20 protein-coding genes are annotated in these 22,474 nt (G+C 65.2%); 14 read left to right on the top strand and 6 right to left on the bottom strand.

Features of this window, described 5'->3' with window-relative positions; translation table 11 throughout:
• The first annotated feature begins 57 nt into the window (after positions 1-57).
• Entirely contained in the window at positions 58-1,239 is a 1,182-nt protein-coding gene (locus VM621_RS10165) for a lytic transglycosylase domain-containing protein (RefSeq protein WP_325468854.1), read from the top strand.
• 9 nt (positions 1,240-1,248) lie between these two features.
• Here the strand turns inward: VM621_RS10165 and VM621_RS10170 are convergent, their stop codons facing one another.
• A complete protein-coding gene (locus VM621_RS10170; protein WP_325468855.1) occupies positions 1,249-2,433 on the bottom strand; it encodes a S1C family serine protease in 1,185 nt (394 codons plus the stop codon).
• 195 nt (positions 2,434-2,628) lie between these two features.
• Between VM621_RS10170 and petA the strand changes: the two genes are divergently transcribed.
• The 5 genes from petA to VM621_RS10195 all read left to right on the top strand — a co-directional run bounded on the left by petA (position 2,629) and on the right by VM621_RS10195 (position 6,461).
• Entirely contained in the window at positions 2,629-3,228 is a 600-nt protein-coding gene (petA, locus tag VM621_RS10175; RefSeq protein WP_325468856.1) for a ubiquinol-cytochrome c reductase iron-sulfur subunit, read from the top strand.
• Positions 3,228-4,517, top strand: a complete 1,290-nt coding sequence (locus tag VM621_RS10180) for a cytochrome bc complex cytochrome b subunit (RefSeq protein WP_325468857.1) — start codon at positions 3,228-3,230, stop codon at positions 4,515-4,517. The genes petA and VM621_RS10180 overlap by 1 nt, the downstream gene beginning before the upstream one ends.
• Positions 4,510-5,265 carry a cytochrome c1 gene (locus VM621_RS10185; protein WP_325468858.1) on the top strand — a complete coding sequence of 252 codons (756 nt, stop codon included), beginning with the start codon at positions 4,510-4,512 and terminating at the stop codon, positions 5,263-5,265. The genes VM621_RS10180 and VM621_RS10185 overlap by 8 nt, the downstream gene beginning before the upstream one ends.
• A 69-nt stretch (positions 5,266-5,334) precedes the next feature.
• Positions 5,335-5,979, top strand: coding sequence for a glutathione S-transferase N-terminal domain-containing protein (locus VM621_RS10190; protein ID WP_325468859.1), 645 nt, complete (start codon positions 5,335-5,337; stop codon positions 5,977-5,979).
• Between the two features lie 56 nt (positions 5,980-6,035).
• Positions 6,036-6,461 (top strand): ClpXP protease specificity-enhancing factor, encoded by a 426-nt coding sequence (locus VM621_RS10195; RefSeq protein WP_325468860.1) that lies wholly within the window; start codon positions 6,036-6,038, stop codon positions 6,459-6,461.
• Between the two features lie 323 nt (positions 6,462-6,784).
• On the opposite strand, the gene VM621_RS10200 is transcribed toward VM621_RS10195, so the two are convergent.
• The 4 genes from VM621_RS10200 to VM621_RS10215 all read right to left on the bottom strand — a co-directional run bounded on the left by VM621_RS10200 (position 6,785) and on the right by VM621_RS10215 (position 10,801).
• Positions 6,785-7,180, bottom strand: a complete 396-nt coding sequence (locus VM621_RS10200) for a DUF3301 domain-containing protein (RefSeq protein ID WP_325468861.1) — start codon at positions 7,178-7,180, stop codon at positions 6,785-6,787.
• Between the two features lie 4 nt (positions 7,181-7,184).
• The gene (nadC, locus tag VM621_RS10205; protein ID WP_325468862.1) at positions 7,185-8,090 is read right to left on the bottom strand and encodes a carboxylating nicotinate-nucleotide diphosphorylase; all 906 of its coding nucleotides are present in this window, start codon (positions 8,088-8,090) and stop codon (positions 7,185-7,187) included.
• 62 nt (positions 8,091-8,152) lie between these two features.
• Positions 8,153-10,432 (bottom strand): DUF1631 domain-containing protein, encoded by a 2,280-nt coding sequence (locus VM621_RS10210; RefSeq protein ID WP_325468863.1) that lies wholly within the window; start codon positions 10,430-10,432, stop codon positions 8,153-8,155.
• Between the two features lie 78 nt (positions 10,433-10,510).
• On the bottom strand, positions 10,511-10,801 hold the full coding sequence (locus tag VM621_RS10215; protein ID WP_325468864.1) for a Trm112 family protein: 291 nt from the start codon (positions 10,799-10,801) through the stop codon (positions 10,511-10,513).
• Between the two features lie 76 nt (positions 10,802-10,877).
• Here VM621_RS10215 and purE point away from each other — a divergent pair, with 76 nt between their 5' ends.
• Together purE and VM621_RS10225 are read left to right on the top strand one after the other, a co-directional pair.
• Positions 10,878-11,393 (top strand): 5-(carboxyamino)imidazole ribonucleotide mutase, encoded by a 516-nt coding sequence (purE, locus tag VM621_RS10220; RefSeq protein WP_325468865.1) that lies wholly within the window; start codon positions 10,878-10,880, stop codon positions 11,391-11,393.
• Positions 11,390-12,544 (top strand): 5-(carboxyamino)imidazole ribonucleotide synthase, encoded by a 1,155-nt coding sequence (locus tag VM621_RS10225; RefSeq protein WP_325468866.1) that lies wholly within the window; start codon positions 11,390-11,392, stop codon positions 12,542-12,544. The genes purE and VM621_RS10225 overlap by 4 nt, the downstream gene beginning before the upstream one ends.
• A 370-nt stretch (positions 12,545-12,914) precedes the next feature.
• Here the strand turns inward: VM621_RS10225 and VM621_RS10230 are convergent, their stop codons facing one another.
• Entirely contained in the window at positions 12,915-13,493 is a 579-nt protein-coding gene (locus VM621_RS10230; RefSeq protein ID WP_159895232.1) for a superoxide dismutase, read from the bottom strand.
• A 107-nt stretch (positions 13,494-13,600) separates the two neighbouring features.
• On the opposite strand from VM621_RS10230, the gene grxD reads away from it, so the two are divergent.
• From grxD to ppnN, 6 genes are all read left to right on the top strand, one after another.
• Positions 13,601-13,924, top strand: coding sequence for a Grx4 family monothiol glutaredoxin (gene grxD / locus VM621_RS10235; protein WP_325468867.1), 324 nt, complete (start codon positions 13,601-13,603; stop codon positions 13,922-13,924).
• Positions 13,921-14,694, top strand: a complete 774-nt coding sequence (locus VM621_RS10240; RefSeq protein ID WP_325468868.1) for an SDR family NAD(P)-dependent oxidoreductase — start codon at positions 13,921-13,923, stop codon at positions 14,692-14,694. Before grxD ends, VM621_RS10240 begins: the two co-directional genes overlap by 4 nt.
• A gap of 60 nt (positions 14,695-14,754) precedes the next feature.
• Complete coding sequence (locus tag VM621_RS10245; protein ID WP_046966471.1) at positions 14,755-15,351, top strand: YhgN family NAAT transporter; 597 nt, start codon at positions 14,755-14,757, stop codon at positions 15,349-15,351.
• A gap of 187 nt (positions 15,352-15,538) precedes the next feature.
• On the top strand, positions 15,539-17,248 hold the full coding sequence (locus tag VM621_RS10250) for a lysophospholipid acyltransferase family protein (RefSeq protein ID WP_325468869.1): 1,710 nt from the start codon (positions 15,539-15,541) through the stop codon (positions 17,246-17,248).
• Positions 17,249-17,512: 264 nt separating this feature from the next.
• Positions 17,513-20,779: a TonB-dependent receptor gene (locus VM621_RS10255; RefSeq protein ID WP_325468870.1), complete on the top strand. Its 3,267-nt coding sequence runs from the start codon at positions 17,513-17,515 to the stop codon at positions 20,777-20,779.
• Positions 20,780-21,023: 244 nt separating this feature from the next.
• Positions 21,024-22,421, top strand: coding sequence for a nucleotide 5'-monophosphate nucleosidase PpnN (gene ppnN, locus VM621_RS10260; protein ID WP_325468871.1), 1,398 nt, complete (start codon positions 21,024-21,026; stop codon positions 22,419-22,421).
• The last annotated feature ends 53 nt before the right edge of the window (positions 22,422-22,474 follow it).

Raw genomic sequence — 22,474 nt, forward strand, 5'->3', positions numbered from 1 at the left:
CCCGCCAGCCGTTTTCTGCTCTCCCGGACGGCCCTGCGAAGGGCCGCGGGCGCCTGCGTGCTGCTTCTGGGGCTGCTGGCCGGGCCCGCTTCGGCGAGTGCCCTCTATAGATGTATCGGCAGCACGGGCGAAACCGTATTCGCCGGGACGACTGCCGGCTACAAGGACTGCAAGCGGCTGGCCAATATGGCGCCAGCTCGTCCGGCCCGGCCGGTCGTTCCGATGACTCCGGCGGCCTCGGTCTTCCAGCCCGTCGAGGCAACCCCCTCGCTGAAAGGCGTCATCGGTAGTGTCGTCCTGGCTCCTGGCCACAACGACGGCCCGTCGACGGCTCCGGTGCCGGCGGACGGCCTCCTGGCCGGTCAGCTGCCGACGGGGAACCCCGCCGTCGCCGGCCTGACCGTCGAAAGCTCGGTCACGACGACGGCGAGAGCCCTCGGCCCTGCTCGCGTGACAGCCGCCAATCCAGTCACGGCAGCCGACGCGGTCGCGGCTTCGGCCAACCGGTCGCCTGCTGCGGCCCCCACGGTGAAGGCCCCGAAGGGCACCTGGGACTACCACGAGTCCGCCTCGACCGATCTCGCTTCGCTGCCGGCCCCCGAGCAACCCAAGGGCTCGCGCGTTCTCCGCGGTGCGGTCTATCGGATCACGCGCGCGGACGGCGGCGTCGAGTACACCAACATTCCGCAGTCCGGCGCCGGCCAGAAAGGGCAGAGCATCAAGATGCTCTTCACCTACATAGCGACCTGCGCCGCGTGCGACGTGCATTCGAAGATCGACTGGAACAGCGTCGCGCTCAACATCACCTCGTACGGCGACGCCATCTCGGCGGCGAGCACGGAGTTCGGCGTGGACGAGGCCTTGCTGCGCGCGATCATCCATGCGGAGAGCGCGTTCAATCCGCGCGCCCTCTCGGTGGCGGGCGCCCAGGGCCTGATGCAGCTGATTCCCGGGACCGCCCGTGACATGGGTGTGCTGGACGCCTTCGACGCGAATCAGAATATTCGCGGTGGCGCGCGCTACCTCGCGCTGCTGCTGAGGAACTTCAACGGTAACGAGCGGCTCGCGGCGGCCGCGTATAACGCAGGCCCGGGCGCGGTGCAGAAGTACAACGGTGTACCGCCTTATGACGAGACGCAGGTCTACGTCGAGCGCGTAGGCACGCTGCGCAAGCGCTATGGCCAGATGCTGAAGGAACATCCGGGCACCAACGTGCCGTTGGCCTCCCGCGGTACCTGATCGCTACGGTTACTTCGCGCCTTGCAGGGCCTGCATCGGTGCCGTCGGCGGCCTTTGGCTCGGCGTGACGCTGCTGGTGAAGGGCGCGCCGTTGCGCAACCCGGAAACGTCGATGGCGGTGCCGGGCTTGAGCGCGGCCTCGTGCCGGCGCAGGTCGGATGGATCCAGGATGTCTTCCCCGCCGATCTTCAGGAGGACGTCGCGCTGCTGGATGCCGGCCATGGCGGCGGGGCCGCCGGGCGAGACATCGTTGACCACGACGCCGCGGGCCGCCGAAGGCAGGCCACTATCGGCCGAGATCGGCACCGCGCCGTAGTCCGCGCCGATCCAGCCGCGGACCACGTGGCCGGTCTGGACGATCTGGTCGAGCACGTTGCGCGCACTGGCCACGGGAATGGCGAAGCCGATGCCCTCGGCACCGACGGCCTGGCCGATCAGCGAGGTGTTGATGCCGACCAGGTCGCCATGGGCGTTCACCAGCGCGCCGCCGGAATTACCGAAATTGATCGCTGCGTCCGTCTGGATGAAGTTCTCCAGGCTGGACAGGTTGAGCTGGCGCCCGATGGCGCTGACGATACCCATGGTCACGGTCTGACCGATCCCGAAGGGATTGCCGATGGCGAGGACCACGTCGCCCACGCGTGGGCGGCGATCGGCGTCGGTCATGTGGATGGCCGGCAGGTTGCCGGCGTCCACCTTGAGCACGGCCAGGTCGGTCTCGTCATCGGAGCCGACCACCTGCGCCTTGGCCACGCGGCCGTCGTAGAGCAGCAGCTGGATGTCGTCGGCGTTGGCGATGACGTGGTTGTTGGTCAGTACGTAACCATCTTCGCTGACGATCACGCCCGAGCCCAGGTTCTGCTGGCGCCGGGTACGTGCCGGACCGGTGGGCACGCTGAAGATGCGCTGCAGCACGGGGTCCGAGTACAACTGGCGTGGCTGCTCGGTGACCATCTTGTTGGCGTAGATGTTGACCACCGAGGGCGCGGCCTTGGCCACGGCGTCCGCGTAGGAGGCCGGGCCGGAGGAGGGCGAATCGCCCGTGGTCGTCGCCGTGATACCGGCCGGCGCGGTGAAGCGCTGGCGCAGGAATGCCCCGCTACCCGGCCAGAACAGCCCGACGATGAAGGCCACGGCAAGGCCGAGCACGACGAAGCGGGCAATGAAAGCGAGCGTGCGGGCGGCGTGTTTCATCTAAGAACGAGGGATCCTGTCGTCGTCGCATCGCCGTGCCCATGGCAGCCCTTGCCCCTTATGGGATAGGGTGGCGTCCAGTTTATTGTACGTGGCTAGTGCTGACGTTACACTGACGCGATTTGCGGAAGCCGATTTCCGAACGAACCGGCGATAGGGGTCCGCAACCTCAATGGCAAAGTTCCGGAGAGCCTGATGGCGAACGAAGTCGTCGATCACGGGCGCCGTCGCTTCCTTACCGTTACGACAGCAGTCGTAGGTGGTGTGGGAGTGGTCGCGGCGGTCGTGCCCTTCATAAAGTCGTGGGAACCAAGTGCAAGGGCAAAGGCGGCAGGAGCGCCCGTCACGGTCGATATCAGTGCCATCGATGCGGGCCAGAAGGTCACCTTCGCATGGCGCAGCCTTCCGGTTTTCGTGGTCAATCGCACCAAGGACCAGCTGGCCCAGCTGAAGGGCCTCGAGCCCCGCCTGCTGGACCCGCAGTCGTCCAACAGCGAACAGCAGCCGAAGTACGCGACCAACGAAACCCGTTCCATCAAGCCCGAGTGGCTGGTCGTCATCGGCCTGTGCACCCACCTGGGTTGCGTTCCCGACTTCGTTCCGGACATCAAGCCCGAGCCGTTCGACGCCAACTGGAAGGGCGGCTTCTATTGCCCCTGCCATAAGTCGCGTTACGACCTCTCCGGCCGCGTGTTCAGCGGCGTGCCCGCACCGAAGAACCTCCCCGTGCCGCCGTACCACTTCGTGGACGACTCGCACATCCAGATCGGTGTCGATCCGAAGGAGGCCGGCTGATGGCAAACCTATTTGACTGGGTCAACGAACGCGCGCCGAACCTGGCGCCCACGTTCCGCAAGCACATGACCGAGTACTACGCACCGAAGAACTTCAATCTTTGGTACTACTTCGGCTCGCTGGCGATCCTGGTTCTGGTCAACCAGATCGTGACCGGCATCTTCCTCACCATGAACTACAAGACGAGTGCGCTGGAAGCGTTCAACTCCGTCGAGTACATCATGCGTGACGTGGAGTGGGGCTGGCTGATCCGCTACATGCACTCCACCGGCGCGTCGCTGTTCTTCGTGGTGGTGTTCCTGCACATGTTCCGCGGGATCATGTACGGCTCGTTCAAGCGTCCGCGCGAGCTGGTGTGGATCCTCGGCATGCTGATCTTCCTGGTCCTGATGGCCGAGGCCTTCATGGGCTATGTGCTGCCCTGGGGCAACATGTCCTTCTGGGGCGCGAAAGTCATCATTTCCCTGTTTGGCACCATCCCCTACATCGGCCCCGGCCTGGTGGAGTGGATCATGGGCGACTTCCTGCCCGCCGATGCCACGCTCAACCGCTTCTTCGCGCTGCACGTGATCGCGCTGCCCCTGGTGCTTCTGCTCCTGGTCGTGTTGCATCTGGCCGCGCTGCACGAAGTGGGTTCGAACAATCCGGACGGCGTGGACGTCAAGCACGGTCCGAAGGGCAATCGCTGGGATGCCAGCAAGCCCATCGACGCCATTCCGTTCCACCCGTACTACACGGTGAAAGACCTGGTCGGCGTCGGCTTCTTCCTGCTGATCGCGGCATTCATCATCTTCTTCGCGCCCACCTTCGGTGGCTGGTTCCTCGAGCACGACAACTTCACCCCGGCCAACAACCTGGTGACGCCGAGCCACATCAAGCCGTCGTGGTACTTCACGCCGTTCTACGCGATCCTGCGCATGATCCCGTCGTTCTTCGGCACGGCCATCTGGGGCGTGATCGGCATGTTCGGCTCGATCCTGCTGCTGGCCTTGTTGCCGTGGATCGATCGTGGCGAAGTGCGCTCCGTCCGCTTCCGTGGCATGGGCTACCGTATCGCCCTGGCGGTGCTGGTGATCTCGTTCCTGTCCCTTGGCGCGGTCGGCGCCGGCGTCACCGCCGAGCTGATTCCCGAATGGTTTCCGGGGGCGGACGTGACCACCGTGGAAAATGCCTTTGGCCGCCTCATGACGCTGGGCTATTTCGGGTTCTTCGTATTCCTCTGGGTCTACACGCACTTTGGCTTCGAGAAGACCAAGCCGGTTCCGGAACGGGTGACGATGCATGATTAAGCGCTATCTATCCGCCATGGCCCTGGCGCTGGGCCTGTTCGTCGCCACCGCTCCCGCCTTCGCCGCCGAAGGCGGTGAGGGCTTGCCCTCGGCCGGGACGAACGTGAACGACCGGGCGTCGCTGCAGCGCGGCGCCAAGCTGTTCTTCAACTACTGCGTCGGCTGCCACTCGCTGAAGTACGTGCGTTACTCGCGCCTGGCCAGCGATCTCGGCCTGAGCGAAGACGAGGTGATGTCCAACCTCAACTTCACCGGGGCGAAGTTCGGCGAACCGGTGATTTCGCACATGCCGGCCGATTCGGCGAAGACCTGGTTCGGCAAGGAACCGCCGGATCTCTCGCTCGAAGCGCGCGCCAAGGGCGTCGACTTCATCTTCAATTACCTGAACTCGTTCTACCTCGACCCGAGCCGTCCGGTCGGCTGGAACAACACGATCTTCCCGAATGCCTCGATGCCGAACCCGCTATGGGAACTGCAGGGCCTGCAGGTGGGCGTGCATTCCGAAGCCAAGCCGGGCCAGGATTCGGTGGTGGAGAAGCTCGAACTCTCCCAGCCGGGCCGCATGACTCCGGAAGAGTTCAAGGGCGCCACGCGCGACCTCGCGACGTTCCTCGAATACACGGCCGAACCGGCCGCGCTCGAGCGGCAGTCGGTCGGCGTGTGGGTGGTCCTGTTCCTTGCCCTGCTCACCTTCCTGCTGTACCTGGTGAAGCATGAGTATTGGAAGGATGTGCACGAGAACCACTAATTGATGTCCCTCGGGGTGGCCTGACCGGCCGCCTCGTTTTTATCGGCGGCAGGGAGAGGGCTCGCACGCATGGTCCAGAACGCTCGTTCGCGAACGGCTTTGACGCTGTACACCAGCGCCGACGACATCCATTGCCACCGCACGCGGCTGGTGCTGGCGGCCAAGGGCGTGGCGTACGACCGGATCATCGTGAAGGCCGACGAACCTACCGCCGACCTGCTCGAGCTCAATCCCTACGGCACCCTGCCGACCCTGGTCGACCGCGACCTGACCGTTTACGACCCGATGGTCGTCGTCGAGTACCTCGACGAGCGCTATCCACACCCGCCCCTCATGCCGATCGATCCGCTCTCCCGGGCCCGCCTGCGCCTGGCTACGTGGCGCATCGAGAACGACTGGCTACCCGAAATCGAGGCGATCGGGGAGGGTGGCAAGACCGCGGAAGGTGGTCGCCGCCGGCTTCGCGAGCACCTGCTTCTTTCGGTGCCTCTGTTCCGGGCCTCTCGCTTCTTCCTGAATCCGGAGATGAGCCTGATCGACTGCCTGGTCGCCCCCGTGGTCTGGCGCCTGCCGCACCTGGGTGTCGACCTTGGCAAGGAAGGCAAGCCGGTCGTCGACTACGGCGAGCGGCTGTTTCACAGCCAGGGGTTCGCCCGCAGTCTCACGCCCGAAGAGCGCAACATGCGCCCCGACTTCAATTTCGCTCCCGGTTAGCCTCGATACCGCGTATCCCGTAAACTGTGCGCATGGATACGAACGAAAGCACGGGCATGACCTCCAATCGCCCCTACCTGCTCCGCGCCATCTACGACTGGATCAGCGACAACGGCCTGACCCCGTACGTACTCGTGGACGCCGCACAACCGGGCGTGAAGGTACCGGCCCATGTCGTGAAGAACGGCCAGGTGGTCCTCAACCTCGCCATGCGCGCGGTCGCACACCTCGACCTCGGTAACGATCGCATCGCCTTCGAGGCGCGTTTTTCCGGTGTCAGCCAGTCCATCGTGATCCCGATGCACGCCGTGCTTGCGCTGTACGCGCAGGAGAACGGCCAGGGCATGATGTTCCCCGCCGACGAGAACGAAGCCCTGCCCACCGACGGCATCGAAGCGGCGGACGAAACGCCGGCACCCTCCGCCGGCGGCGACGACGACCGCCCCAAGCGAGGCGCCCCGCACCTGCGCGTGGTCAAATAAAAAAAACCGCCGAAAGGCGGTTTTTTGCTTTATGTGGGAGCCGCTTCAGCGGCGATAGCCAGTTTGCCGCGGACCCCATCGCCGGCGCAGCCGGCTCCCACAAAAAGCCGGGTTCCCACAGACAGAAAGCCGGGTTCCCACAAAAAGCCGAGTTCCCACAAAGCATTGTGTGGGAGCCGCTTCAGCGGCGATAGCCAGTTTGCCGCAGACCCCATCGCCGGCGTAGCCGGCTCCCACAAAAAGCCGGGCATCCACAGAAAGCCAGGCTCTCACAAGAAAGCCAGGCTCCCACAAAAAAGCCGGCTCCTCGAGGCAACTATCCCTCAGTGCAGACGCCGCCGGTCGGCCAGCGAAATGACATTCGCTCCATGCACGATCGAATCCGTAGCCACCACCGTCTCCAGGGCCGGGCCGCCGCTCATCGGCAGCGAGAAGCTCACCACGTCGTTGCCGGCCATCCACAAGCGGGCCAATTCGCGCGACTGACCATCTTCGCTCACTTCGAACACGTAGCAGCGCTCAAGGCGCCGCACCCCGTCGACGCCTTGCAGGCGGATGGAGCGCAGTCCGACGCTCTGGTCCAGCAACTGCAACCCGTGCCGCTTGCACAACGATGCCGCCGCTCGGACGGCGACCTCGCGGGCGCGGGTCAGCCGATACCAGCTGGCGATACCAGCAGCCAGGGCCATGAGCCAGAACAGGTCGGTAAAGGAAGCCATGGGGTCAGTGTGTGGCCGCTGCGGCGGGACCACAAGCCCCGTGCTGCACATCCAGCCGCAACGACAGATCGATCGCCCTCACGTTCTTCGTCAGTGCCCCACTGGAGATGAAATCCACCCCCGTCTCCGCGATGGCCCGGATCGTGTCGATCTCCACATTGCCTGAGACCTCCAGCGGCATGCGCCCCGCCGTGAACGCCACAGCCTCGGCGAGCATCGCCGGGGTGAAGTTGTCTAGCAGGGCGCGGTCGGCGCGGGCATCGAGCGCCTGGGCCAGTTCGTCGAGGGTCTCTACCTCGACGATGAGGGGAAGCGTCGGGTGAATACGTCGCGCGGCCTCGACTGCGGCCGGAATCCCCCCCGTGGCGATGATGTGATTCTCCTTCAGCATCATCGCGTCGAAAAGGCCGATGCGGTGGTTGGTGCCACCGCCGCAGAGCACGGCATATTTCTGCGCACGGCGCAGGCCCGGCAGGGTCTTGCGCGTATCCAGCACGCGTGTACGCGTCCCTTCGATGGCATCGACGTAACGGGATGTCACCGTCGCCGTCGCCGACAGCAATTGCAGGAAGTTGAGCGCGGACCGCTCGGCGGTCACCAGTGCGCGGGCCTTGCCAGCGAGGCGGCAGACCGTCGATCCGGCCGGCACGCGGTCGCCGTCGTGCACGAGCCATTCGATGCGCACGTCCGGATCGAGCTGGCGGAAACAGACGTCGAACCACGCCGTGCCGCAGAGCACGGCATCCTCGCGACAGGTCAGGACGGCCGTGGCTGTGGCGTCGGGATCGAGCAGGTCGGCTGTCGCATCGCCGGGGCCGATGTCTTCGGCGAACGCGCGCTGCACGTCGGCGAGAATCTCACTGGCCGGCGGCAGGGCGTCGGCCAGGTGGCGCGGATCGGGAGAGCTCATCGTGTCGTGCTGTCCGTGGAGGAAGGCCGCTACCTTAGCGCGGCCGTCCGTCGCTGGGGAGGTCAGGCAGCGGGCGCAGCGTCCGGCTGGCGCAGCCGCTCGACGATGGCGTCCATCGCCCGGTCGAAAAGCAGGGTCGAATCGAGCAGGCGTGCCGTGCCGTTGGCGAAGGCCTGGGCAAGGCCGGCCAGGCTGTGATCGGCCACCTTGAGGCCGCGGCGATTGACGAACAGGAAACGTCCGCTGATGGGACTGACCCACGACAGCTTGGCGCGGTCCGTCGTGCCGTCTTCCGCGGTGAACTCCAGCCACTGGCCGACCTTGAGGTCGCGGGCCTGGGCGAGGTTGCGCTCGTCGAAGGCTTCGTCCAGTAGGGTTTCGCTCTCGTCTTCCGGTTCCGGTTCGAGGGTGGGTTCCTCGATCGCCTGGATAGCTTCAGGCAACGGCATGACGCTGGAGACGAGGGTGCCCGATTCCGTTTCCGGCGTGGACTCGCCGAGCTGCTGGCGATAGAACGCGTGCAGTTGGCCAAGCAGCTGCTCGGTATCGCCTTCCTGGAAGGCGACCGAGGCGAGGCCGCGGCGCAGCGAGCGTTCGATACCCGGCAACAGCGAGCGGAGATCGCGACGGCCGTTGAGGTCGTACACCGGGCGCGCACTGGCGATGAAGTCGTCGATGAAGCGTAGCGACTCGCGGAACTCGGGGGACTCGTCGCCCTGGCGAAGCAGGGTGAGCACGATGTAGTTGGCCCAGGCGCGGGTGAGCACGCCATAGATCAGCGGCGGCAATGCGGCGCCGCCGATGCGGGTGACGATTTCCGACGCGGCGCGACGGCGCGCCTGCTCGAGCTTCTCGCGACCCCGGGTCGACTCGGCGACGCGCTGTTCGGCGAGCTCGGCCCGCTTGCGGCTGACGTCCAGGAATTCCTGCAACTCGCCGGCGAGGCGCGTAAAGATGGCGACGTCGTCGTCGAAGTCGTGCAGCAGGCGCTCGACGATCGACTTGACTTTGTCGAACAGCCTGCCGTCGCGATCGGCTTCCGAGGACCAGCCCTTGGCGGCATCGGCGAGAGCGTCGAGCAGCTGGCGCGCCGGATGCGACTTGTGCGCAAACATGCGGCGGTCGAGCAGGGCCACCTTGAGGTAAGGAATCTGCAGGCGCGCAAGCAACACCTGCATCTCGGCCGGCAGGTTGTGGTCCTCGAGAATGAACTCGAAGAGCATGCCCACCAGGTCGATCGTGTCTTCGTCCACGCCGGACACGTGCGAGGTCTGCTGACCGCGCAGCTGGCCGATCTGCGCGAGCAGCTGTTCCTTCAGGTGGGCGACGTCACGCGTGACGTCGGCCTGCGTGGCCAGCGGCGTCGCGTGCGAGGGCAGGCTGGCGATCTGGCTCTGCAGCAGCGTGAGGGCGCCGAGCAATTCGGCGGCGCTCGGCAACGGACCAGTCTGCACCGGCGCGGCCGCGGCGCCCATGACCATGGAAGCGCTGTCCCGGCGTGCCGAGAACAGGGCGTGCAAGGACTGCATGAATTCGGCGGCGGCAACGTCCGTCACCGGGGCGCTGGCGGCGACCTGCGGGGCGACGGCCGTGGTGGCCGGACCGATGGGCGCGGGCGCGTCGCTGCGACGGGTGGAAATCTCGTGGCGAAGCTGCGGCAGCACACCCGCCGCGGCCAGTTCGTTGTTGATGTCGTCGTAGAGCTCGTCGATGCCGGCGAGCACGTAGCGATCGAACAGCTTGTAGATGATCAGCTTCACGCGGACTTCGACCACCAGCTCGCGCATGGCCTGGCGGAACGCCGCGGCCAGGGCGGAGGGGCCGACCGGGTTGGACGCGTCGTCCATCTTGGTGCCGCCGCAGATCACCGACAGGCGCTGGTTGACCGCGAAGAGGGCGCGCGCGAGGCGCTGCTCGTTCTTGCCGATCATGCTGGTGATGGCGAGCGACTCTTCCAGCTCGTTCTCGCCGACCAGGCTCAACTCGATGTTGGCGAGCGGGCGGGCCGCGCCGTCGGCGTTGGGTGCGCGGGTACGGCCGGCAGAAAAATCGGCCAGGTCGCGGGCGACCTGGCCGAGGAAGGTTCGCTCGACGATCGCGCGCTTCTTTCGGACTTCGCGCATGCCGTCGAAGAACTGGGTCTGCGCGGCGTTGTTCTCGGCCTTCTCGGCCAGGTCGAACAGCGCGTCGTCGATGTTCTCGAACATGTTGGTCGCAAGCGCGTGCAGGCGCTTGGTGGCGAGGCCGCGAACCGTGACCAGAAGCGCGCCCACACGCTCGCTGCGCGGATCTAGGCGCTGGCTCAGGTCAACGACGTTGGACGGCTCGCTCGCGTTGGTCATCACGCTTCTCTGGATTCTTACTGGCCCCCGCCCGAGGGGCCATTGTGCGGGAACGGATGCTTTAAAGTGTGACCCGCATCACGGATTTTGCGCGAGACCGGATTCGGCCGCAAACCCCTGCAGCTGGGTGGTGCCGATGCCGGCCTCGGGGAGCATGACGGGGATGCCGTCCTCGACCCGATAGACCAGCTTGCCGTCCGTCGTGATGAGGCCTTCGGCGATCGCCTCGGTCACCTTTTCCCCGGCGACGGTGTCGAGGTTGCCGGCGCGGATGGCGCCATTGAGGTTGTCGCGCTCGGTCGCGGTGAGCGGGCGCAGCGGGCGCTTGCTGACGGGGCAGCAGAGGATGTCGATAAGACGCTTGTCCATGGGAGCGGCCGCAAAGGGCCAACCTGTATGTAGATCGGGAATGCCCTTACAATAACGACTTTTGGGTGCTCCGGCCATGACTTCCAACGAGGTGAACGAGGCGAACGCACCGCGCGTTGGCGTGGTGATGGGCTCGCGTTCGGACTGGGAAACGATGGAGCACGCCTCGGCCACGCTGACCCGCATGGGCATCGTGCACGAGGTTCGCGTGGTCTCCGCCCACCGCACCCCGGACCTCCTGTTCGACTACGCCGATGCCGCCCGCGGCCGTGGCATCCAGGTGATCATCGCGGGGGCCGGTGGCGCCGCGCACCTTCCCGGCATGATCGCGGCGAAGACGGCCCTGCCGGTCTTCGGCGTGCCGGTGCAGTCCAAGGCGCTCAACGGCATGGACTCCTTGCTGTCGATCGCCCAGATGCCGGCCGGCATTCCGGTGGGTACCCTGGCCATCGGCCGGGCCGGCGCGACCAATGCGGCGCTCCTGGCCGCTTCGGTTCTTGCCCTGCACGACGCCGCCGTCGCGGCCGCTCTGGATGCCTTCCGCGCCGAGCAGACCCGCACCGTTCTCGACAATCCGGACCCGCGCACGTGACCCGTAGGCTCCCCACGGTTGGCATCCTCGGTGGCGGCCAGCTGGCCCGTATGCTTTCGCTGGCCGCCGCGCCGTTGGGTGTGCGCACCCTCGTGGTCGACGGCTCCGCCGATGCCTGCGCCGGCCAGGTCAGCGAGCTGGTCGTCGCCGACTGGACCGACGACGAGGCGCTGGAGGCCTTCGCCGCCCGCGTCGACGTGGTCACCTTCGACTTCGAGAACGTGCCCGCCGTCACCGCCGAGCGCCTCGCCGGCCTTACCAACGTCTTCCCGAATCCGGGCGCGCTGTCCGTCGCCCAGGACCGCCTTGCCGAGAAGACCCTGTTCCGGGCCTCGGGCCTGAACACCCCCGATTTCGAGCCCGTCGACAACCGCGACGACCTGGTTCGCGCCGTGGCGCGGATCGGGGCACCGGCCATTCTCAAGACCCGGCGCCTGGGCTACGACGGCAAGGGTCAATTCCGCCTGAAGACCGCGGACGACATCGATGCCGCCTGGGCGGCGCTGGGCGAGGCCGCCGCCTCCGTGGGCCTGATCCTGGAAGCCTTCGTGCCCTTCGATCGCGAACTGTCGGTTGTCGCCGTTCGCGGTCGCGACGGCGCGTTCCGCACCTGGCCGCTGACCCGCAACTGGCACGTCGACGGAGTCCTCTCGCTCAGCCTGGCCCCGGCCCCCGATACCTCGGACGAGCTGGAGCAGGCCGCCATCGAGCACGCGCGCCGCATCGCGGAGACGCTCGACTACGTGGGCGTCTTCGCCCTGGAGTTGTTCGTCTGTGGCGGCGAGCTGCTCGGCAACGAGATGGCGCCCCGTGTCCACAATTCGGGCCACTGGACCATCGAGGGCGCGCACACCAGCCAGTTCGAGAATCACGTCCGCGCCGTCCTCGGCCTGCCGCTCGGAGACACCGGCGTCCGTGGCGCCAGCGCCATGCTCAACTGGATCGGCGACATGCCCGACCCCACTCCGGTCCTTTCGGTGGTCGACGGTCACTGGCACGACTACGGCAAGGAGGCACGCCCCGGCCGAAAGGTCGGTCACGCGACACTCTGCGCCCCGGATGTCGGCAGCCTTCGCATGAAGCTGGCTGACGTCGGGCTCGCCCTCGACCGCAACGATCAGGTAGCTCCGGCGGTCGATCTGCTCGGGTAGCCGTGCGTCGCAAGAGCCGGCGGGTGCCACCCTCGGGGGCCCGCTTCGGCGATCCGCGAGGGGAGGGCCGCGTGCCGCGGCCGTGTATCGATTGCCCTACGGGCCGGGTCGGGCTCCGACCTAGGGCGCCTTTTCCGACCTAGGACGCCTTTACTGTGGGAGCCGCTTCAGCGGCGATGGGTGCTTGCCTCACCCTGGCCCGCTACCGCGGGATCGCCGATGAATCGGCTCCCACAACATCGGTTCCCACAACATCGGCTCCCACAACATCGGCCTCGTAACGTCGAGGGGCAGTCCCTCCCCCAGGCGCCTCCCGACAAAAAAAAGCCGGGTCTCGCGACCCGGCCTTTTCACGTCCACATCGAGGAAATCAGGCGAGGTTCTTCGCCGCAAAGTCCCAATTGACGATGTTCCAGAACGCTTCCAGGTACTTCGGACGCGCGTTGCGGTAGTCGATGTAATACGCGTGCTCCCACACGTCCGCGGTGAACAGCGGCTTGTCGCTGCCGGTGATCGGCGTGGCGGCGTTGGACGTGTTGACGATGGCCAGGGAGCCGTCCGGGCGCTGTACCAGCCAGGTCCAGCCCGAGCCGAAGTTGCCGGCGGCGCTCTTGGCGAACTCTTCCTTGAACTTGTCCACGCCACCAAAGGCCTTGGTCAGGGCGTCGGCGAGCTTGGCCGGCGGCTCGGCGCCGCCCGGGGCGCGCATCGAGTTCCAGTAGAAGGTGTGGTTCCAGACCTGCGCGGCGTTGTTGAAGATGCCGCCCGAGGAGGACTTTACGATGTCGACCAGATCCTTGCCCTCGAACTCCGTGCCCTTGATCAGGTTATTGAGGTTCGTGACGTAGGTCTGGTGGTGCTTCCCGTAATGAAACTCGAGGGTTTCAGCGGAGATGTGCGGCTCCAGGGCGTTCTTCTCGTAAGGAAGCGGGGGAAGTTCGATCGCCATGTGCGGGACTCCTTAGCGTTGGCTGGGGGAAAAAAGGCAAAGCAGGGCGGGGGTGCGGCACTGCTACACTACGCAACTATCAGCATTCTAATGATGAAACCCGACCTATGGACGTCGTAGACGAGATCAAGGCCACCGTAGCGGCGCATCCGATCGTGCTTTTCATGAAGGGCACGCCGGAATTTCCCACCTGCGGCTTCTCCGATCGCGCGGTCAAGGCGCTCGAAGCGGCGGGTGCGACCTTCTTCTCGGTCAACGTCCTGGCCGATCCGCGCGTGCGCGCGGGGCTGCCGCATTATTCGAACTGGCCGACGTTCCCGCAGCTGTTCCTGCTGGGGGAATTCATCGGCGGCTGCGATATCGTCGAAGATCTGCACGCGGCGGGGGAGCTCAAGCGCATGGCGGTGGAAGTCGCCGGGGCCGATTCGTGAGCGCATGGACCTCCGTAGCCCTGCCCGAAGGGTGGACGCCGGTTGCCGGCTCGCTGGCCGGGCGCGTCGTCGTCGTCACCGGTGCCACGGGTGGCCTCGGGAGTGAAACCGCGAAGGCCGTCGTGCGTGCCGGCGCCACCGCCGTCATCACCGGTCGCAAGGTGCGCGCCCTGGAGAAGCTCTACGACGAACTGGTCGCCCTCGGTGGTGCCGAGCCGGTCATCCACCCGCTGGACCTGGAAAGCGCCACCCCGAACGATTACGCCGCGCTCGCCGAAGGCCTCGAGAAGGAATTCGGTCGCCTCGACGGTGTTGTCCATGCGGCCGCGCATTTCAACGAACTCACGCCCATCGCCATGCACAAGCCGGACGACTGGCTGCGTGCGATGCAGGTGAACGTGTCCGCGCCGTTCGCGCTCACCCAGGCCTGCATGCCCCTGCTCACCAAGGCCGAAGACAGCGCCGTCGTCTTCGTGTTCGACGATGCCGACCTGGTGTCGCGTGCGCACTGGGGCGGCTACGGCGTATCCAAGGCGGCCGTGGAACGCATGGCCGCCGTGCTTCACGCCGAGAATGGCAAGGGCAGCATGCGTGTGCACGCCTTGCTCCCCGCGCCGATGCGTACGGCCCTGCGCCGTGCCGCGTACTACGGCGAAAACACGCTCGATCGCCCGTTGCCGACAGCGTCGGCCGAGGCCATCGTTTACCTGCTCTCCGGTGCCGGCGCGGATGCGCGTGGCGCCGTACTCGATATTCGCCACACCCACTGACGTACCGCGCCGCCCTGGCGATAAGGGCGCGACGCAAAGGAGTTTTTCATGGAAGCGCAGATGACGACGTTGTCCGCGGGCATCCTGCTGTTCCTGATCATGGACCCGCTGGGCAACATCCCGTTGTTCCTCGCCCTGCTCAAGGACGTGCCGCCGCAACGCCGCCGCAAGGTCATGGTGCGCGAGCTGCTGATCGCGCTCGCCGTGCTCATCGGCTTCCTGCTCGGTGGCCAGTACATCCTCAAGGTGCTGCAGTTGCGCCAGGAGTCGGTCAGCATCGGCGGTGGCATCGTGCTGTTCCTGATCGGCATCCGCATGGTGTTCCCGCCGGTCGAGGGTGGCGTGTTCGGCAAGCAGGGCGAGGGCGAGCCCTTCATCGTGCCTATGGCGATTCCCGGTGTGGCCGGTCCCTCGGCGATGGCCGCTCTCCTGCTCCTGACCAACTCCCAGCCCGGCCGCACGGCGGAGTGGGGCATCGCCCTGTTCCTTGCCTGGCTCGCCACGGCGGTCATCCTGCTCAGCTCGACCTTCCTGTTCAAATGGTTGGGCGAGAGCGTCCTCACGGCACTGGAGCGCCTGATGGGCATGCTGCTGATCGCCTTGTCGGTGCAGATGTTCCTGACCGGCTTGTCTGCCTATCTGCACATTGCCGTATGAACATACGAGGCAGTAGGGTTGCTGTCATAATTCCCCGCGAGCATGTCCGGGGGTAGGCGCCGTCTACCTCCGAGCATGGGTCGAAGCCCCCACAAGGGGCACTGAGGACGTTCGAAGGTATGAAAAACACGACTCCGCCCCGGCCCCGCACGGTTTCCTCCGTCCGACGTCATTGGGAGCCCAAGTCATGCTGAGCATCGATCAGACCCTGGCCGAACGCCTTCCGTGGCTCGCCCAGCACCCGCTCATCCGCAAACCCATCGTCAACATGCTGGAGAAGCTGGCCCACGAAAGCCGCTTCAACCAGACGCTCGACCACGCCGGCACGGCGCTGGGTTTCGATTTCTGCGAGCGCACGCTGGATTATCTCGGCGTCAGCTGCCGCATCACCGAGCGTGAGCGCGAAAACATTCCCGTGGAGGGGCCGCTGCTCGTCGTCGCCAATCATCCGCTGGGCATGGTCGATGCGATCGCCCTGTTGCAGATGATCGGCACGGTACGTCGCGATGTGCGCATCCTCGGTAACGACGTGCTGGCGGCGGTGCCGCAGCTCGGTCCCTTGCTGCTGCCGGTCGACGTCTTCGGCAAGGGCGGGGCGTCGAAGATGCGCGGCATCTTCCGCAGCATCGAAGCCGGCGAGGTCTTGGTGATCTTCCCGGCGGGCGAGGTATCCCGCATGGGGCCCGGCGGCGTGCGGGACGGCAAGTGGTCCGACGGCTTCGCGCGTATCGCCATGCGCACGGGCGTGCCCGTGTTGCCGGTGCATATCGCGGCGCGTAATTCGGCCATGTTCTATGGCGTGTCCATGCTGGCCAAGCCGCTGAGCACCGCGATGCTTCCGCGTGAGGCGACGTCGGGCAAACAGCGTGTGGGCTTCCGCATCGGCAAGCTCGTCGACGCCGCGGAACTCAAGCAGCTCAGCGGCGGCTCGCCGGAGCAGGCCGCCAAGCTCATGCGCCGCCACGTCTATCGCGTGGGCCGTGGCCGCGACCTCGTCTTCGGCGGCCAGACGCCGCTGGCGCATCCGGAACCCATCGAGCGAGTGGTGGCGGAGCTGGAAAAGGCCGAATTCCTTGCGGACCTGCCGGACGGCAAGCGCGCCCTGTTGCTGCAGGGGTCGCAGGATAGTGCCGCGTTGCGCGAGATCGGTCGCCTGCGCGAGCTGACGTTCCGTCGCGTCGGCGAAGGCACGGGCAAGCGCCGCGACCTCGATGCGTACGACGCGCACTACGAGCACCTCGTGCTGTGGGATCCCAAGGCCCTGCGTATCGTCGGCTCGTATCGGTTCGGCCATGGCGGTCGGCTGATCGCCGAGCGCGGCATGTCGTCGCTCTATACCTCAAGTCTTTTCGATTATTCGCCGGCGCTCGAATCCCGTCTGGCGCAAGGTCTTGAGCTCGGTCGCAGCTTCATCGCCCCGGCTTACTGGCGTTCCCGCGCCCTCGACCAGCTGTGGCAGGGCATTGGGCTCTACCTGCAGCGCCATCCCGACCTGCGCTACGTGTTCGGGCCGGTGAGCATGTCGGTGAGCATGCCGCGCGAAGCACGCGAGTGGATCGCCGTGGCCCACCAGCATTTCTTTGGTGTTCAAGGGCTTGCTGCCGCGCGTCAGCCCTTCGTCGTTCCCGATGCGACCGTCCATACGATCCGTGCCGAACTGGAAGGCCTGGACCCGGTCGCCGGCCTGGGGATGCTCAAGAATCGCCTGGACGCGCTCGGCGCGACCTTGCCGGTGCTCTACCGTCAGTACGTGGATCTGGTCGAGCCCGCGGGCGTCCAGTTTCTTGCGTTCGGCGAGGATCCGGACTTCTCCGGATGCGTCGATGGCCTCGTCATGTTGGATCTGGCTTCCCTGAAACCTGCGAAGCGGTCCCGCTACCTAGGTAAAAACGCTTGAATTTCATAGAGGTACGCCGGTAAGGCGTGCCTCTAGGAAAAAGTGGTATTTATCTATTTAGCGTGAAAATGTTACGAATCTGTCATAGAATCCCGTTAAAGTTCGCTTAACAAGTGTCGCCGCCCGGATCAGTTGCGTGACCGGGATCACAAAGGCCGGCGCTTAAAAATTGGGGAAAGCTCGACGACTGCGCCAACCCGGCCTCACGGCCAGGTGGTCTTTCGTTCGGCCAAATTTTCGTTGAAAGCCACAGGGCACTTTTGAATGAATAGCCGTATCCGCGCCAAACTTCTGCCGCTCGCGATCGCTTCGCTGCTCGCGGCACCTGCCTTTGCGCAGGACACCTCGTCCGCGATCAGCGGCCGCGTGCTGGATGCCGCCGGCCAGCCGGTCGCCAATGCCGAAGTCAAGCTCGTCCATGAGCCGTCGGGCACCACGAAGATCGTCCAGACCGATGCCGAGGGCCGCTATTCCGCCCAGGGCCTTCGCGTCGGCGGTCCCTTCGATGTCACCGCGACCAAGGACGGCCACACCGTCGCCGAGCAGGGCAACGTGTTCCTGCAGCTGGCACAGACCAATGCCGTGAACCTGACCGCCGAGCAGGCTGCCGGTGCGAATGCCCAGGCGCTCGAAGGCGTGACGGTGTCGGCCAACTCGCTGTCGCAGACGTTCTCGCCGGACAACAAGGGCCTTTCGACGAACATCTCGAACAAGGAACTCGAGACGATCCCGACCCCGGGTCGCTCGATCCAGAACGTCGTCCGTCTCGACCCGCGCATCGTGGTCTCCGATCGCGCCCGCGGCGAAATCTCCGCCGTCGGCCAGAACAGCCGCTACAACAACATCACGGTCGACTCCGTGTCGGCCAACGATCCGTTCGGCCTGAACGCCAACGGTCTGCCGACCCTCGGTACGCCGATTTCGCAGGATGCGATCCAGGAATACAACATCTCCACCGCGAACTACGACGTGGCGACGCGTCGCGGCGTCGGCGCCAACATCAATGCCGTCACCAAGAGCGGTACGAACGACTTCCACGGTTCGGTGTACTACGTATTCCAGAACCAGAACATGATCGGCGACAACGAACTCGACAAGCCGTATGCCGGCTTCGATCGCCAGTTCACCGCAGGCGGTACCGTCGGCGGCCCGATCATCAAGGACAAGCTGTTCTTCTTCGGCCTGTACGAAAAGAGCAAGCAGATCGGTTCGGGCAGCCCGTACGGTCCGTCCGATTCCGGCGCGGCGATTCCGGTCGCCAACCTGACCACGGCCCAGCTGAACTCGATCCGCAGCATCGCCCAGAACCTCGGCCTCGGCGACATCGGTACGGTCGGCGGCGGTAACCAGAACCTGCAGGACAAGCGCTACCTCGGCAAGCTGGACTGGAACATCACCGACAACCATCGCGCCAGCTTCACCTACAACGAGACCAAGGAAGAGAAGCCCATCATCACGGGCTCGACGACCAAGCTCGTGCTGTCCAGCGGTTGGTACAACACCACGGCGGATAACAAGTCGTACGCGCTGCACTTCTACGACGACTGGTCGGACATCTTCTCGAGCGACACGACCGTTTCGTACTCCAAGTTCGACCAGAACCGCGTACCCAATGGTCCGGACATGCCGGACATCACGGTGTATCCGACGACGTTCGCCAACGGCGGTGCGGTCGAGTTCGGTTCGGAGTTCTCGAGCCAGGCCAACGTGCTGAGCGTGAAGTCCTGGAACGCCGCTTGGGCCGGTTCGCTGTATCTCGGCGACCACACCGTCAAGGGTGGCTTCGACTACGAGAAGGACGATTACTACAACCTGTTCCTGCAGGGTGCCTTCGGTAGCTACACCTTCGAAGAACTGCCGGCTGGCCAGGGTGCCAACAACGGTCTCGCCAACTTCGCCAACGGCAAGTACTGGAAGTACTCGTACAACCGTCCGGCCAATGGCCTGGGCCTGTCGGACGTGGCCGCCAAGTACAGCCTGCAGCAGTGGGGCGTGTTCCTGCAGGACACCTGGCAGGCAACGCAGAACCTGTCGGTCCAGTACGGCTTCCGCGTCGACATCCCGCTGATGAACGACAAGCCGCTGTACAACGCCACGTATGCCAATGCGTACGGCCAGACCAACCAGTACAACATCGACGGCCACCGCGTCTTCCAGCCGCGCATGTCGTTCAACTACCAGTTCAATACCGAGCACATGACGCAGCTGCGTGGCGGCGCCGGCCTGTTCGTGACCAACCAGCCGGCTGTCTGGCTGGGCAACATCTTCTCGAACTCGGGCGTGACCCAGACGCAGTTCGTCTGCGGTCCGAACAGCGGCGGCGTGGCGCCTTGCACGGGTGCCAACCTCCCGGCCTTCAGCCCGAATCCCAACGCGCAGAACGACGGCCGTGCGGGTGGCTCGATGACGGTCAACACCGTTACCAAGGACTGGAACATCCCGACGGCCTGGAAACTCAGCCTCGGCTTCGACAAGGAGCTGCCGTGGTGGGGCCTGGTCGCGACGGTCGACTACGAGCACATCGACCAGCGTGACGCGATCTACTTCAAGAACCTCAACCTGGGCGCTCCGGTCCGCGTCGCGCCGGATGGCCGCGACAACTTCTTCTTGACCACAGGTGCGACGAACTCGACCGGCCAGCGTTCGCGTGCGAATGCCAACTCGAAGTTCTCCGGCAGCACCATCGAGCTGGGCAACACGAGCAAGGGCGAGGCTGACAGCCTGGCGATGTCGCTGAAGAAGAACTTCTCCAACGACTGGTCCGGCATGGTCGGTTTCACCTGGAGCCGTTCGACGGAAGTCAACCCGGGCACGTCCAGCGTCGCCAGCTCGAACTACAACAACAACTTCGTGCTGAACTCGAACGAAGACAAGGCCAGCACGTCGAACTACTCGACTCCGCGTCGCGTGATCGCCGCCCTGACCTGGCAGCACGCGTTCTTCGGCGACTACAACACCACCGCCAGCGTGTTCTACGACGGCCACTCGGCCGCCCCGTACACCTGGGCCTTCGGCAACGACGCCAACGGCGACGGCATCGTCAACGACGTGGCCTTCGTTCCGAAGCAGGGTCAGGTCGAATTCACGCCGGGTACCAGCGCCGCGCTGCAGCAGTCGTTCTATGACTACATCCAGCACAACGATTACCTGAAGCACGAGCAGGGCAAGACGGCGCAGCGTAACGGTGACCGTGCGGGCTGGATCAACCAGATCGACCTGAGCTTCCAGCAGGAAATCCCGGGCATCTTCAAGGGCAACAAGGGCATCATCAAGCTCGACTTCTACAACTTCACCAATATGCTGAACAAGCATTGGGGTATCGAGAAGCGCGTGAACTTCCCGGGCGGTCGCGGTCTGGCCGACTACGCCGGCATCGATACCGCGACGAACAAGTACATCTACAACATCACGGGCAAGAACTACTCCAACGGCAATACCTATCAGCCGCTGGCGATCCCGACCTACGTCAACAACAACGACGACCTCGCCCAGCGCTGGTCGGTCCAGCTGACGGTGAAGTACGCGTTCTAAGCCCGGAAGGGCGGTATCGCCGCTCCGGACCGTTGTTCGGTAGGAGCCGATTCGTCGGCGATAGCGCACGGGGCGACGGACCGCCCCACATCGAAAGCCGGCACCCGCAAGGGCGCCGGCTTTTTTTTGCGGCCTCGAGCCCCGCTCTTGACCCCCAAGCCCACCCCGCGTGATCCTAGGCGGTCCGCTCCCGATCCGGAGCGGGGTTCGCCGCTAATTCGCGGTCAGAAGGACGAGTCACACCATGAATGCCATTCAGTTCGGGGAGCCGGTATCCGGCAAGACGGTCAGTGCCCGCGTTTCGCCGGCCGGCGGCCTCGATATCCTTTCCCGCAACGAGGTCGCGCGCCTGCGCGACGCCAGCGGGTCCGGGTTGCACCAGCTGCTGCGCGGTTGCGCGCTGGCGGTACTGACATCGGGCAACCTTTCGGACGATCCGGGCACCATGTTCGGGAAGTACCCCGACTTCGACATCCAGGTGCTGCAGGAAGACCGCGGCATCAAGATCGAACTGAAGAATGCCCCGGAACAGGCCTTTGTCGACGGCCGTATCATCCGCGGCATCAACGAACTGCTCGTCGCCGTCGTGCGCGACATCGTCTATGTGTCGACGCAGCTGGAAGCGGGCGCGTTCGACCTGGACGACAGTGTCGGCATCACGCACGCCGTGTTCGAGATCCTGCGCAACTCGCGCATCCTGCGTCCGCAGATCGATCCGAATCTCGTCGTCTGCTGGGGCGGCCATTCGATCTCGCGCGACGAGTACGAATACACCAAGCGTGTCGGTTACCAGCTTGGCCTGCGTGCCATGGATATCTGCACGGGTTGCGGCCCGGGTGCGATGAAGGGCCCGATGAAAGGCGCGACCATCGCGCACGCCAAGCAGCGTCGCAAGGGCAATCGGTATATCGGCGTGACCGAGCCGGGCATCATCGCGGCCGAATCGCCGAACCCGATCGTCAACAACCTCGTGATCATGCCGGACATCGAGAAACGCCTCGAGGCCTTCGTCCGCCTTGGCCACGGCATCATCGTTTTCCCCGGTGGCGTCGGTACGGCCGAGGAAATCCTCTACATGCTCGGCATCTTGTTGATGCCGAAAAACAAGGGGATTCCGTTCCCGCTCATTTTCACCGGGCCGAAAAATTCCGCCTCGTACTTCGAGCAGATCGATCGCTTCCTGCGCCTGGCCCTCGGCGACGAGATCGCCACGCACTACAAGATCATCATCGACGATCCGGCCGCCGTGGCGCATGCCATGGTTACCGGCATCGACAAGGTGCGTAACCACCGCCTGGACAACAAGGACGCGTTCTTCTTCAACTGGGCGCTGGATATCCCGCTGCCGTTCCAGCAACCGTTCCGTCCAAACCATGAAGCAATGGCCGGCCTCGCCCTGCATCGCGACCGCCCGCGTCACGAGCTTGCGGCGGATCTGCGCCGTGCGTTCTCGGGCATCGTGGCCGGTAACGTCAAGGAAGAGGGCGTGCGGGCCATCGAGCAGTTCGGCCCGTTCGTCATCGACGGCGAGCCGGAGATCATGCGTGCGCTTGACGACCTGTTGAAGGCGTTCGTCGAACAGCACCGCATGAAATTGCCGGGCGGCACGGCGTACGAGCCGTGCTACGTGGTACGTACGTAAAACTACTTAGCGGCGCCGCGCGTCTGCGCGGCGCCGTCTTTCTCATTTCTGAA

Origin of the sequence: Luteibacter sp., from assembly GCF_035539195.1 — a bacterium.
GTDB lineage: Bacteria > Pseudomonadota > Gammaproteobacteria > Xanthomonadales > Rhodanobacteraceae > Luteibacter.